General features: G+C 69.0%; 10 protein-coding genes. 4 read left to right on the forward strand and 6 right to left on the reverse strand.

Features of this window, described 5'->3' with window-relative positions; genetic code table 11:
- Together AC529_RS04230 and AC529_RS04235 are read left to right on the forward strand one after the other, a co-directional pair.
- On the forward strand, window positions 1-3,144 hold a 3,144-nt coding region (locus tag AC529_RS04230), incomplete at its 5' end, for a HAMP domain-containing protein (RefSeq protein WP_083947910.1).
- Window positions 3,141-3,767, forward strand: coding sequence for a response regulator (locus AC529_RS04235; RefSeq protein ID WP_068753629.1), 627 nt, complete (start codon window positions 3,141-3,143; stop codon window positions 3,765-3,767). The genes AC529_RS04230 and AC529_RS04235, both read left to right, overlap by 4 nt.
- A 100-nt stretch (window positions 3,768-3,867) precedes the next feature.
- On the opposite strand, the gene AC529_RS04240 is transcribed toward AC529_RS04235, so the two are convergent.
- The 6 genes from AC529_RS04240 to AC529_RS04265 form a co-directional block, all read right to left on the reverse strand.
- Complete coding sequence (locus AC529_RS04240) at window positions 3,868-5,313, reverse strand: NAD(P)/FAD-dependent oxidoreductase (RefSeq protein WP_068753630.1); 1,446 nt, start codon at window positions 5,311-5,313, stop codon at window positions 3,868-3,870.
- 28 nt (window positions 5,314-5,341) lie between these two features.
- Window positions 5,342-6,166: an ABC transporter permease gene (locus AC529_RS04245; protein ID WP_068753635.1), complete on the reverse strand. Its 825-nt coding sequence runs from the start codon at window positions 6,164-6,166 to the stop codon at window positions 5,342-5,344.
- Window positions 6,163-7,026 carry an ABC transporter permease gene (locus tag AC529_RS04250; protein ID WP_068753637.1) on the reverse strand — a complete coding sequence of 288 codons (864 nt, stop codon included), beginning with the start codon at window positions 7,024-7,026 and terminating at the stop codon, window positions 6,163-6,165. The genes AC529_RS04245 and AC529_RS04250 overlap by 4 nt, the downstream gene beginning before the upstream one ends.
- A gap of 9 nt (window positions 7,027-7,035) precedes the next feature.
- The gene (locus AC529_RS04255) at window positions 7,036-8,274 is read right to left on the reverse strand and encodes a polyamine ABC transporter substrate-binding protein (protein WP_068753639.1); all 1,239 of its coding nucleotides are present in this window, start codon (window positions 8,272-8,274) and stop codon (window positions 7,036-7,038) included.
- Window positions 8,275-8,335: 61 nt separating this feature from the next.
- On the reverse strand, window positions 8,336-9,487 hold the full coding sequence (locus tag AC529_RS04260) for an ABC transporter ATP-binding protein (RefSeq protein WP_068753641.1): 1,152 nt from the start codon (window positions 9,485-9,487) through the stop codon (window positions 8,336-8,338).
- A gap of 100 nt (window positions 9,488-9,587) precedes the next feature.
- Complete coding sequence (locus tag AC529_RS04265) at window positions 9,588-11,042, reverse strand: gamma-aminobutyraldehyde dehydrogenase (RefSeq protein WP_068753643.1); 1,455 nt, start codon at window positions 11,040-11,042, stop codon at window positions 9,588-9,590.
- A gap of 242 nt (window positions 11,043-11,284) precedes the next feature.
- Between AC529_RS04265 and AC529_RS04270 the strand changes: the two genes are divergently transcribed.
- Both AC529_RS04270 and AC529_RS19940 read left to right on the forward strand, forming a co-directional pair.
- Entirely contained in the window at window positions 11,285-12,673 is a 1,389-nt protein-coding gene (locus AC529_RS04270; protein ID WP_083947911.1) for an aspartate aminotransferase family protein, read from the forward strand.
- 559 nt (window positions 12,674-13,232) lie between these two features.
- Window positions 13,233-13,985, forward strand: coding sequence for a hypothetical protein (locus AC529_RS19940; protein WP_068753645.1), 753 nt, complete (start codon window positions 13,233-13,235; stop codon window positions 13,983-13,985).
- The last annotated feature ends 55 nt before the right edge of the window (window positions 13,986-14,040 follow it).

Here is a 14,040-nt window from a genome sequence, read left to right on the forward strand (position 1 = left end):
GGTGGCCCCCACCCCCAGCCCGGTGAACAGGACCTCACCGACAACGTCAACTCCATGGCGAACAGCCTGACCCACCAGGTGCGCAACATCTCCCAGGTGACGTCGGCGGTCGCGGCGGGCGACCTCACCAAGAAGGTCACCGTCGACGTCCAGGGCGAGATGCTCCAGCTCAAGGACACCGTCAACACGATGGTCGACCAGCTCTCCGCCTTCGCCGACGAGGTCACCCGCATGGCCCGCGAGGTGGGCACCGAGGGCAAGCTCGGCGGTCAGGCGCACGTGAGCGGCGTGTCGGGGGTGTGGAAGGACCTCACCGACAACGTCAACTCGATGGCGAACAACCTGACCCACCAGGTGCGGCAGATCTCCGTGGTGACCACGGCGGTGGCCCGCGGCGACCTCACCAAGAAGGTCACGGTCAACGCCAAGGGCGAGATCCTGGAGCTGAAGGACACCATCAACACGATGGTGGACCAGCTCGACTCCTTCGCCGACGAGGTGACGCGGGTGGCGCGCGAGGTCGGTACCGAGGGCAAGCTCGGCGGCCGCGCCAACGTCAAGGGCGTCTCCGGCATCTGGAAGGACCTCACCGACAACGTCAACTCCATGGCCGACAACCTCACCAACCAGGTGAGGGACATCTCCCAGGTCACCACCGCGGTGGCCCGCGGCGACCTGACGAAGAAGATCACCGTGGACGCCCAGGGCGAGATGCTGGAGCTCAAGGACACCATCAACACGATGGTCGACCAGTTGTCCACGTTCGCCCTGGAGGTCACCCGGGTCGGCCACGAGGTGGGCATCGAGGGCAAGCTCGGCGTGCAGGCGAAGGTCGCCGGGGTGTCGGGGGTGTGGAAGGAGCTCACCGACACCGTCAACGAGCTGGCCAAGAACCTCACCACGCAGGTGCGCGCGATCGCGTCGGTGGCCAGCGCGGTGGCCCGCGGCGACCTGACCCAGTCCATCCAGGTGAGTGCGCGCGGCGAGCTGGCCACGCTGAAGGACAACGTCAACCTGATGGTGTCCAACCTGCGCGAGACCACCGCGGCGCAGCGCGACGAGGACTGGCTGAAGACCAACCTGGCCCGGCTGTCCGGCCTCCTCCAGGGCCACCGCGACCTCAACGACCTGGCCCGCCTCATCATGACCGAGGTGACCCCGCTGGTGGAGGCCCAGCACGGCGCCTGCTACCTGCCCGAGGACGAGAACGACACCGAGACCTTCCGCCTCTACGCCGGGTACGGCTACCAGCCCGGCGAGCAGCGCCGCCGCATCACCGCGGGGCAGGGCCTGGCCGGCGAGGCGATCGCGCAGCGCAAGGAGATGATCGTCCACAACGTCCCCGGCGACTACGTGCGCATCGAGTCAGGGCTGGGCGAGGCGCCGCCGCTGAGCCTGGCGATCTTCCCGATCCTGTCGGAGGACCGGGTGCTGGGCGTGATCGAGCTCGGCTCCTTCGGCGAGTTCCGGGAGATCCACCTCAACTTCCTGCGCCAGCTCGTCAGCCTCATCAGCGCCACGATCACCACGATCCTGGCCAACTCCAAGACCGAGTACCTGCTGGCCCAGTCCCAGCAGCTCACCACCGCGTTGCAGGAGCGCTCCAACGAGTTGCAGCGCCAGCAGGAGGAGCTGCGCCGCAAGAACGCCGAGCTGCACAGCAAGGCGGGCCAGTTGGCCAGCCAGAACCGCGCCATCGAGTTGCAGAACCGGCAGATCGAGCGGGCCCGGCGGTCGCTGGAGGACCGGGCGCACCAGCTCCAGGTGTCCTCCAAGTACAAGTCGGAGTTCCTCGCGAACATGTCGCACGAGCTGCGCACCCCGCTCAACAGCCTGCTGATCCTGGCCCGGCTGCTGGCCGACAACAGCGAGCAGAACCTCACCCCCAAGCAGGTGGAGTTCGCACAGACTATCCACAAGGCAGGAAGCGACCTGCTGCAACTCATCAACGAGATCCTGGACCTGTCCAAGGTCGAGGCGGGGCGGATGGAGCTGAGCCCCAGCAACGTGTCCATCAGCCAGTTGGTGGACTACGTGGAGGCGTCGTTCCGGCCGATGGCCAGCGAGAAGGGGCTGGCGTTCGCGGTGGAGGTGTCGCCGGACATCCCGGACCACCTGTGGACCGACGAGCAGCGGCTCCAGCAGGTGCTGCGCAACCTGCTGTCCAACGCGGTGAAGTTCACCAACAGCGGCGAGGTGCGGCTGCTGATCGAGCCGGCGTGGGCGCTGGACGACGCCGACCTGGACATGTTCGCCGACACCGACGAGGTCATCGCGTTCTCGGTGACCGACACCGGCATCGGCATCCCCGAGGACAAGCTCCAGTTGATCTTCGAGGCGTTCCACCAGGGCGACGGCGGCACCAGCCGCCGGTTCGGCGGGACCGGCCTGGGGCTGTCCATCAGCCGCAACATGGCCGAGCTGCTCGGCGGGGAGATCCGGGTGAACAGCGTCCTCGGCGAGGGCAGCACGTTCACGCTGCTGCTGCCGGTGCGGCTGCCCGAGGGCACCACGGAGCGGATGTACCGGTCGCTGAACGCGGCGGACGAGCTCGTCCCGTTCGAGCCGATCACCACCGACACGGTGGCGCTGCCCGAGGACGTGCCGCCGCGCCCGGAGTCCGAGGCCGCGCCGCCCGCCCCGGAGGAGGCCGAGGAGTCGGTCCCGGTGTTCACCAGTCCCCCGCCGCAGTTCGGCGCGCAGCCGCAGGAGTCCTCCCCCGAGCGGGACAGCGTGCTGGCGGGCAAGCGGGTGCTCATCGTCGACGACGACATCCGCAACGTCTTCGCGCTGGCCAGCGCCTTGGAGGCGCACGGGCTGCAAGTGCTCTACGCCGACAACGGCCGCGAGGGCATCGAGAAGCTGGAGGCCAACGAGGACATCGACCTGGTGCTGATGGACATCATGATGCCCGAGCTGGACGGCGACGCCACCACCCGCGCCATCCGGGCGATGCCGCAGTTCGCGGACCTGCCGATCATCTCGCTCACGGCCAAGGCCATGCAGGGCGACCGGGAGAACAGCCTGGCGGCCGGCGCCTCGGACTACGTGACCAAGCCGGTGGACCTGGACCACCTGCTGGATGTCATGCGGAGGTGGTTGGATCGCGACCGCAACGACACCGACACGAGCCGGGAGCAGTGACCGTGCCCTACAAGGCCAACATCCTCCTTGTCGACGACCGCGAGGAGAACCTCACGGCCCTCGAGGCCATCCTCACCTCGCTCGACCAGAACCTGGTCCGGGCGAACTCGGGTGAGGCCGCGTTGAAGGCGCTGCTCGAACGGGACTTCGCGGTGATCCTGCTCGACGTGGTCATGCCGGGGATGGACGGTTTCGAGACCGCCTCCCACATCAAGCAGCGGGAGAAGACCAAGGACATCCCGATCATCTTCCTGACCGCCGCGGGCATCGACCGCCACCGGGTCTTCCGGGGCTACGCCAGCCGGTTCGTCGACTACATGACCAAGCCGCTGGACCCGTGGCTGCTGCGCGCCAAGGTCGAGGTGTTCCTGGAGCTGGACCGGCTGAAGCGGCAGTTGAACAGCCAGTCCACCCTGCTGCGCCGCGAGCTGTCCCAGGACACCGGGCGGGTGGAGACGGTGGTCGCCGAACTGTCGGCTCTGGTCAACGAGATCAACGACAAGCTGGAGGGGGTGCGGGAGCGCACCGTGGGCGACGAGCGGGTGCTGGGCGTGGTGCGCGAGCTGAACGACCCGGTCCACCGCCTGACCCGCCTGGTCCAGGCCCTGCGGGCGCAGCGGTGAGCGCCCGCCGGGTCCGGTCGGCCCGGCGCGCGGTGCGTCGGCCCTCCCGGTCCCCGGCGGTCTCCTCCTCCCTCAGAAGGCTTTCCGGAGCCGGTGCGCCCTAGCTGTCGAACCCCATGCCCACCGCGTCCAGGGCGCGCAGCCACGGGTTGCGGCGGCCGCCGTTGCGGTCGGCCGCGGCGATGGACCTGCGGGTCAGTTCGATGCCCGCGTAGCGGAAGGGCTCCGGCGGGAAGGGGATCGGCTTGGTGCGGACCATCGCGGTGCGGGTGCGCTCGGTCTCCACGCCCGCGAGCCGGTCGAGCATGACCTCCGCCCCGAAGCGGGTGGCCCCCACCCCCAGCCCGGTGAACCCGGCGGCGTAGGCGAGGCGGCCGCCGTAGGCGGTGCCGAAGTAGGCGCAGAACCGGCTGCACGTGTCGATCACCCCGCCCCAGGTGTGGGTGAACCGCACGCCCTCCAGTTGCGGGAAGGTCGTGAAGAAGTGCTCGGCGAGCGTCCGGAAGGTCTCCGGCCGCTGCTCGAACTCGGGGCGCACCTTGCCGCCGTAGTGGTAGATGACGTCGTAGCCGCCCCACAGGATGCGGTTGTCGGCGGTGAGCCGGTAGTAGTGGAACTGGTTGCCGGCGTCCGACATCCCGGCGCGGCCGGCCCAGCCGACCGCCGCGCGCTGCTCGTCGCTCAGCGGCTCGGTCACCAGCGCGTAGTCGTACACCGGCACCACGAAGTGGCGGATCCGCCGCAGCGGGCCGGGGAACGCGCCGGTCCCCCAGGCCACCCGGCGGGCCGCCACCGAGCCGCCGCGGCTCTCCAGGCGCAGCCGTCCCGGCTCGGGGCGGATCGCGCGCACCGGCGTGTGCTCGAAGATCCGCACCCCCAGGTCCAGGCAGGCCCGGCGCAGCCCCCAGGCGAGCTTGGCGGGGTGCAGCATGGCCACGCCGTCGCGGTCGTAGATGCCGCCCAGGTAGGTGGGCGAGTCCACCTCGGCGCGGACCTGCGCGGCGTCGAGTTCGGCCACGTCGTAGCCGAGCTCGCGCATCCGCCGCGCGTCCTCGAGCAGGCCGGGGAGCTGCCACTCCTCGGTGGCGACGGTGATGGCGCCGGTGCGCTCGAAGTCGCAGTCGATGCCGTACCGCTGCACGGTCTCGGCGATGTGGTCCAGGTTCTGGTGGCCCAGGCGCTCCAGTTCGGCGATCTCGTCCGGCCAGCGCTCCACCCCGTTGGCGTGGCCGTGGGTGAGGCTGGACTCGCAGAAGCCGCCGTTGCGGCCGGAGGCCGCCCAGCCGACGGTGCGGGCCTCCAGCAGCACCACGTCGCGGTCGGGGTCGCGCTCCTTGGCGAGCAGCGCCGTCCACAGGCCGCTGTAGCCGCCCCCGACCACGGCCAGGTCGGTGATGACGTGCCCGCTCAGCGCCGGCTGCGGTTCCGGCACGTCGTGGCCCGCGACGCCGGGGTCCTGCCAGAAGACCCGGGGTTCGGCGTCGGCGAGCGCTGCGGCGGCCAGGTGTGCGGTTGCGGACACGGGGATCAACCCTTCTGGGAACATGGGCCGTGGTCGTGGTCGGAGGACGGGGTCAGGAGCGCCGCCGGGCGAGGACGACGTTGATCACGGTGAGCACCACGCCGACCACGAAGATCAGCGTGCCCATCACGTTGACCTGCGGCGGGATGCCGATCCTGGTGGAGCCCCAGATCCACAGCGGGAAGGTGCTGAGCTCGCCGCTGACGAAGGTGGTGATGATGAAGTCGTCCACCGACAGCGCGAAGGACAGCAGGCCGCCCGCCATGATCGCGGGGAACAGCATCGGGAAGGTCACCAGCCGGAACGTGGTCCAACTGTCGGCGCCCAGGTCGCGGGCGGCCTCCTCGATCCTGGGGTCCATCGTCATGACGCGCGCCCGCACCGTGATCGCCACGAACGAGACGGTGAACATGACGTGCGCGATGATCACCGTGAGCAGGCCGGTGGTCATGTTGATGGTGAGGAACAGCGACAGCAGCGCCGCGCCGATGACCACCTCCGGCGCCGAGATCGCCGCGAACATCACCAGGTTGCTGATCTGCTGGCCGCGGAACCGGTAGCGGCCCATGGCCAGGCCGAGCAGGCTTCCGGTGATGCCGGAGATCACCATGGTCGACACGCCCACGACCAGGGTGTTGATCAGCGCCTGGTTGAGGTCCGGGTAGGCGAACGCCTGCCCGTACCACTTGAGGGTGAAGCCCTGCCAGGAGACGTTCTGGCGGCCGGAGATGTCGTTGAAGCTGAACGCGATCATGCCCGCGATGGGCACGAACAGCCACACCAGGACGGCCCAGGTGAACAGCTTGCCCAGGCTGATGCGGGGCCGCCACCGGCGGGGCGCGGCCGCGGGGGCGGCTTCCTTCGTGGCGGCCCTCATCCGGCCTGCACCTCCATCACCCGTTCGGTGCCCAGCGCCTTGGCGTAGCTGAAGATCCCCACGAGCAGGATCGTCATCAGCACGAACGTGATCGCCGCGGCGGTCGGATAGGCGTTGTTGACCAGGTACTGCGACTGGATGATGTTGCCGATCATGGTGTTGTTGGTGCCGCCCAGCACCGAGGCGTTGACGTAGTCCGCGCTGCTGGGCACGAAGACCAGGAGCACCCCGGCGAAGACCCCGGGCAGCGACAGCGGCAGGACCACGTGGACGAACGCGTGGAACCGGGAGGCGTACAGGTCGTAGGCGGCCTCGACCACCCGGTGGTCGACCTGTTCCAGCACCGCGTAGATCGGCAGGATCATGAACGGCAGGAAGTTGTAGGCCAGGCCGACGACGACCGCGAGCGTGGTGCTGAGGACGCGGGCGTCCTCGGGCAGCAGCCCGACGGCCTTGAGCGGCCCCAGCACCACGCCGTCGTCGGCGAGGAGGAACTTCCACGAGATGGTCCGCAGCACCTGCGTGACGAAGAACGGGAGCAGCACCAGCAGCAGGTAGGTGGTCTTGTGGGCGCCCCCGTGGAAGGCGATCCAGTAGGCCACCGGATAGCCGACCGCGATGCACAGCAGGGTGGCGCTCACCCCGTAGCCCAGGGAGCGCAGGATCTGCTCCCAGTAGGCGGAGATCACCTCCGGGTAGATCGCCACGTTGAAGGTCTGCTGGAACCCCGTGATGATGTTGCCGGTCATCAGGGACATCCACAGCAGCCCGATGATCGGCACCACGAAGAAGATGCCCAGCCAGATCCACGCGGGCAGTGCCAGCAGGTAGGGAGCGGCCTTCTCTCGCAACCGTGTCATGGTGTCCTACTACGCCTGGGTGATCGCCTGGAAGATGGAGTTGAACTCCTTGTCCTCACCCGCCTCGACGTCCAGCACCTTGTAGTTGTGCAGCCGGGCGTAGTCGCTGTCGGAGGGGAAGACCAGCGGGCTGTTGGCCAGGCCCTCCAGCTCCTCCTTCTCCTCGCCGCTCAGCTCGGAGGCCCGGTCGAGCAGCACCTCCTTGGCGTGCGGCACCGGGCAGATGTAGTTGATGTACTCGGTGAGGCTGGCGGCGATGTCCGGGGCGTAGAGGAAGTCCATCAGCATGATGGCGTCCACCGGGTTCTGCGCCGTGATCGGGATCGTCATGTTGTCCGTCCACAGCGTGCCGCCCTCTTCGGGGATGACGAACTTGAGGTTGCTGCCCTCTTCGGCGTTGACCTGGTAGATGTCGCCGGACCAGGCCATGGTGAGCCAGATGTCGCCGTTGACGAGCGGCTGGATGTAGTCCTGCTCGTAGTAGGCGCGCACGATGCCGTCGTCGCGCTGCTTCTTCAGGGCCTCGGCGGCGGCCTTCCAGTCGTCGACCCCGGAGTCGTCCGGCGAGATGCCCTTGTAGAACATCCCGAAGTTGGCGATCTCCTGCGGGTCGGCCATCATGCCGACCCGGCCCTTGAACGCGGGGTCCCACAGGTCCTTGACCGAGGTGATCTCGCGTCCGGTGCGCTCGGGGTTGTAGGCGATGCCGGTGATGCCCGAGGCGTAGGGCACGGTGTACTTGTTGCCGTAGTCGTAGGCCGACATCGTGTGGTACTCGTCGGCGAACTCGGTGAAGTTGCCCAGGTACTCGCGGTTCAGGGGGGCGAGGTAGCCGAGCGCCATGAGCTTGGTGAGCTCCTGGCCGTTGCTGATCACCATCAGGTCGGCCCCGATGTCGTCACCGTTGGCCAGCAAGGGCTGGATCTCCCCGAACCACGAGGGCATGTCCTGGATGGACTCGTGGTACTCGACCTCGATGCCGGTCTGCTCGGTGAACCGTTTGAGCTCCGGCTTCTCGGGGTCCATGTACAGCGGCCAGTTGGCGAAGCGGACCTTGCCGTTGCTCTTCCGTCCTTCCCAGTACTCCGTCATGTCGGAGTGGCTCTGCCCCTGGCCCTCGACACCGCAGCCGGCCAGTGCCAGCGCGGCCGCGGAGAGCCCGGCGAGCCGGAAGGTGTCGCGACGGCTGTAGCGGGCCCGGGTGAGGCCGCGGAGCAGGGCGGGGGCGGGGGGTCGGTTCTTACTCACGGTGTCGTACCGCTCCTGAGTGAGAGGGATATCGAAAGTACTAGGGGGATTGGCTGGTCGTTCAGCCGGGAAGCACGTAGGAGTGCTCGGGACGCCAGGACAGCCACGCGGTGTCGCCGCGTTCGGCGAGATTGCTGGCGTCAGAGGAGTTCTGCTGGAACACCACGATGTCGGTGTCGTCGACGGTCCGCACGGTGTAGTGCGTCGTCGATCCCAAATAGACAACCTCGCGTACCGTACCGCGAATGCGACTCAGATTCGCATCTGGCTCCTCCGCGGACAGACGGATCTTTTCCGGACGAACCGTCAGCACGATCTCTTCGTTCGGGGCCGTTCCGTCCCCCTTCGCCAAGACGTGCTGGCCGTGACCATAGCCAATCCGGGCCCAACCATCGGAAACGGTGTCGACAGTTCCGGTGAGGATGTTGGAGGTGCCGATGAAGCCGGCGACGAAACGCGTGGCGGGGGTCTCGTAGATCTCCGCCGGGGTGCCGAGCTGCTCGACCACGCCCTTGTTCATGACGGCGATGCGGTCGGACATGGTCAGCGCTTCGCTCTGGTCGTGGGTGACGTACACGAAGGTGATGCCGACCTCGCGCTGGATGCGCTTGAGTTCGAGCTGCATGGCCTGGCGCAGTTTCAGGTCGAGCGCGCCGAGCGGCTCGTCCAGCAGCAGCGCGCTGGGCCGGTTGACGAGCGCGCGGGCCAGGGCCACGCGCTGCTGCTGGCCGCCGGAGAGCTGGGAGGGCTTGTACCTGGCCCGGTCGGTCAGCTCCACCAGGTCGAGCATCTCGGCGACGCGCTTCTTGATCTCGGCCGAGGGGACCTTCTTGCGCTTCAGGCCGAAGGCCACGTTGTCGGCGACGGTCATGTGCGGGAACAGCGCGTAGCTCTGGAAGACCATGTTGACGTCGCGGCGGTTCGGCGGCACGCCGGTGACGTCCTTGCCTGCCAGCCGTATGGTTCCCGACGTGGGCTCCTCGAACCCGGCGATCATCCGCATGGTGGTGGTCTTGCCGCACCCGGAGGGGCCCAGCAGGGAGAAGAACTCTCCCTGCTGGATCTCCAGGTCGATGCGGTGCACCGCGGTGACCGTTCCGGGACCGGATCGGTAGGTCTTACCGACTCCTTCCAGACTGATGGCGGGGGCCGGGGGGGCGCCCGTCGGTCCGGCGCCGTGCGCGGCCGGTGTCTCTTCCGTCGTGATCGCCATAGTCGTGGTGGTCCTTTGCTCGGGGTTGTGCGTCTCGACGTGTGCAGCCCGGAGACGTCGATTGCCCATCCTGGTCCGAGGGGCCGGGTCAGCCGTCGCCTCAGTCCCTGCCGATGTAGCTCATGACGTGCTTGACTCGCGTGTACTCCTCCAGGCTGTAGAGGGAGAGATCCTTACCGTAGCCGGAGTGCTTGAAGCCGCCGTGCGGCATCTCCGCGACGATCGGGATGTGGGTGTTGATCCACACGCAGCCGAAGTCGAGACGGCGCGACACCCGCAGGGCCCGCGCGTGGTCCTTGGTCCACACGCTGGACGCCAGGCCGTACTTCACCGAGTTGGCCCAGGCCACGGCCGTGTCCTCGTCGTCGAACCGCTGGACGGTGATGACCGGTCCGAAGATCTCGTCGGTGACCATCTCGTCGCCCTGGCGCAGGTTGGACACGACGGTGGGGGAGAAGAAGTAGCCGGAGCGGTCGACGCGGGAGCCGCCGGCGAGCACCTCGGCGTGGTCGGGGAGGCGCTCGAAGAAGCCGCTGACGCGGGTCAGTTGGTTGGGGTTGTTGAGCGGGCCGTAGTAGGCGTCGGTCTCGTCCGGCCCGGCGGTCTTGGTCTTCCCGGCCTGCTCGGCGAGGGCGGCGGCCAGGTCGTCGTGGATGCCGGGGGCGGCCAGCACCCGGGTGGCGGCGGTGCAGTCCTGCCCGGCGTTGAAGTAGCCGGCCTCGGCGATGCCGACGGCGGCCTTCTCCACGTCGGCGTCGTCGAAGACGATGACGGGGGCCTTGCCGCCCAGTTCCAGGTGGAGGCGCTTGAGGTCGACGGAGGCGGCCTGGGCGACCTCGTATCCGGCGCGGGTGGAGCCGGTGAGCGAGATGAGCCGCGGGGTCGGGTGGTCCACGAGGGCGCGTCCGGTGTCGCGGTCACCGGTGACCACGTTGAACACGCCCGGCGGCAGGAACTCCGCGGCGATCTCGGCGAGCAGCAGAGTGGTGACGGGAGTGGTGTCGGACGGCTTGAGCACTATGGTGTTGCCCGCGGCCAGGGCCGGTCCGATCTTCCACGCGGCCATCGCCATGGGGTAGTTCCAGGGAGTGATCTGCCCCACAGGGCCGAGGGGTTCGCGGCGGATCCAGGAGGTGTGGTCGGCCAGGTACTCCCCGGCGGCCTTGCCCTCCAGGGTGCGCGCGGCGCCGGCGAAGAACCGCAGCGCGTCGGTGACCTGCCAGATCTCCTCCTCCCTGGTGGCCTGGACGGGCTTGCCGCAGTTCTCCACCTCGGCGGCGACGAGCTCGTCGGCGCGGGCCTCGACAGCGTCGGCGATCTTGTTCAGCGCGATCTGCCGCTCGGCCGGGGTGCTGTCGCGCCAGCCGTTCTCGAAGGCGTCGGAGGCGGCGCGGAAGGCGCGGTCGACGTCCTCCGCGGTGGAGACCGGGGCTTCGGCGTAGGCCTCGCCCGTAGCCGGGTTGACGATCGGAGCGGTACGACCGTCGACGGAGTCCACGAACTCGCCGTTGATGAAGTTGCGCAGGCGGCGCAGGCCGTCGGAGTGGCTGCTCACGTTCTTCTCCCTGGTCACTCGCGTCACATCAGACGCAAAGCCGTCACGGAAACCCTGGCAGAACCCCCATCGTAAGACAAGGGATTCCGTTGTAAACATTGAATTTCACGACTAATACTTGACATGTCTGCTTTGAGTGCAACTATTTCATTGGGAGCATCGTGCGCTCCCGCTTTCTCTGCGCGGAGGACGCCACGCCACCCGGCCGGCGCCCCGCTGGAACGCAGCTCTGGGGGAACCAAGTGACAGTGCGGTCAGGCAGCGGACTCACGGCGAACGGACTCCAGCAGGCGGCCAGGGACCACCTGTGGATGCACTTCACCGAGCTGGCGTCATACCAGGACACCGACGTCCCGGTGATCGCGCGGGGCGAGGGCCCCTATGTCTACGACGTCAACGGCAAGCGGTACCTGGACGGCCTGGCGGGCCTGTTCGTCTCCCAGGTCGGGCACGGCCGCACCGAGATCGCCGAGGCGATCGCCGAGCAGGCCCGGACGCTGGCCTACTTCCCGATCTGGACCTACGCCCACCCCACCGCCATCGAACTGGCCGACCGCCTCGCCGACCTGGCTCCCGGCGACCTCAACCGGGTCTTCTTCACCACCAGCGGCTCCGAGGCGGTGGAGTCGGCCTGGAAGCTGGCCCGCCAGTACTTCAAGCTCGTCGGCCAGCCCACCCGGCACAAGGTGATCAGCCGCCGCATCGCCTACCACGGCACCAGCATGGGCGCGCTGTCGATCACCGGCCTCCAGGCGATCAAGACCCCCTTCGAGCCGCTGGTGCCGAGCACCATCCAGGTGCCCAACACCAACATCTACCGCGCCCCCGTGCACGGCGACGACCCCGAGGCGTTCGGCCGCTGGGCCGCCGACCAGGTCGAGGAGGCGATCCTCCAGAACGACCCGGAGAGCGTGGCGGCCGTCTACGTCGAGCCGGTGCAGAACGCCGGCGGGTGCTTCCCGCCCCCGCCCGGGTACTTCCAGCGGCTGCGCGAGATCTGCGACCGCTACGGCGTGCTGCTGGTGTCGGACGAGGTCATCTGCGCGTTCGGCCGCCTCGGCGCGTACTTCGGCGCGCAGCGGTTCGACTACCTGCCGGACATCATCACCTTCGCCAAGGGCGTGACCTCCGGGTACGTGCCGATGGGCGGCCTGATCGCGCGTGAGAAGCTGGTGGAGCCGTTCCAGGAGGAGGGCACCACCTTCCTGCACGGCAACACCTTCGCCGGGCACCCGGTGGCCGCCGCCGCGGCCCTGGCCAACCTCGACATCTTCGAGAACGAGGGCCTCATAGAGCACGTCCAGGCCAACGCCCCGGTGTTCCGGGCGACCCTGGAGAAGCTGCTGGACCTGCCGATCGTGGGGGACGTGCGCGGCGAGGGCTACTTCTACGGCATCGAGCTGGTCAAGGACAAGGAGACCAAGGAGACCTTCACCGACGAGGAGTCGCACCGCCTGCTCAAGGGCTTCCTGTCCCCCGCCCTGTTCGACGCCGGGCTGGTGTGCCGCGCCGACGACCGCGGCGACCCCGTCGTGCAGCTCTCCCCGCCGCTGATCTGCGGCCCCGAGCACTTCGCCGAGATCGAGGGCGTGCTGCGCGAGGTGCTCACCGAGGCGTGGCGGCGGATCTGACCTCTCTCCCGGGACCGGGGAGCTTGGGGAGGACTTCCCGGTCCCTCTCCTTCCGCGCGGGGCCGCGCGGCCGCCGCGCACCGCGGCCGCGTGTTCCGGGTTCCCGCCCGGCCGCCGCAGGACCGCCCGCACCGGTCCGGACGGGCGGCACGCCTCCCGGCTCGTACCGCAGACCGGGCACGACGGTAGGATCCGGCTTTGTCGGCAAGCTCCTGAGATCAGTTGGCTGACCACGGCTCCGGGGGTGTGGGGGCACCCGCCGGAGCCTTCGTCGTGTCCGGGGACGGACCGGACGGAGCGCCGGGCCTCCGGGAGGGCGGGGCCGCAGGAAGCGGGACGACCTCGCCCGTGCAGGTACGGAACCGCAGTTCACGGGTGGTTTCTGTCGAGATCATCCGCTGGTCAAGATAGAGGGCGGCGGGGCCAATTCTTGACCAAGAGCACCGCGCGCCGGGTTTCGGGATTTCCCCCTACGGACTGTTGTTTGGATTGCGCGCCCGAAGGTCCCCGGGTGCGCGATCGGCAGCGCTCACTCCTGGGGGGAAGGTTGAGTCTTCTGGTGAGGGGAATTGCGGCGTCCGGCCTGTCGGCCGCCCTGGCTTTCTCCGCGATATCGCTTCTGGCCTGGCACACCACCGACCGGGACACCGAGCCCGCGGCTGATTCGGAGACGGTGCTGATCCAGGGAGCCTCGGAGGTCTCCGGCTGGGAGTGCCTGTACGACTCCTCCTGGGGCCAGTCCACCGGCTGCTCCGGGGAGGCGTCCGGTCTCCCCTCGGGACTCGAGCTGTCCGTGGACTCCGGAGTCCCGTACGACGGGGACGCCTCCTGGCCCGCCGAGTGGCCGCCGTCCGCGGCGACCCGGTTGGACGACGACGTCCTCGGCTCGTCCTCGCACCACCCGACGCACTCGCCCACGCACCACCCGACCCACTGGCCGACGCACTCGCCCACCCACTCGCCGACGCACCGGCCCACGCACCACCCGACGCACTCGCCCACCGCGTCGCCGACACACCGGCCGACCCACAAGCCGACGCACCACCCGACGCAGTCGCCCACGCACCGGCCCACGCACTCGCCCACCGCGTCGCCCACGCACCGGCCGACCCACAAGCCGACCGCGTCGCCGACCGCCACTCCGACGCCGACGCCGACCGTCGCGCCCACCACGCCTCCGACGGGCGGCGGCTCCCTGCCGGTGACCGGTGCGGAGACGATGGTGCTCGCCGTGGTCGCCTTCGCCGTGGTCGTCATCGGCGCCGTGCTCATGGCGGGCAACCGTCGCCCGGCCCGGCACCGGCTCAAGTGACCGGGTGACCCAGCGGCCGTGCCGCGGGCGGAGCTGTCCGGCTCCGCCCGCGGAC

The organism is Thermobifida cellulosilytica TB100 (genome assembly GCF_001517975.1).
Classification (GTDB): domain Bacteria; phylum Actinomycetota; class Actinomycetes; order Streptosporangiales; family Streptosporangiaceae; genus Thermobifida; species Thermobifida cellulosilytica.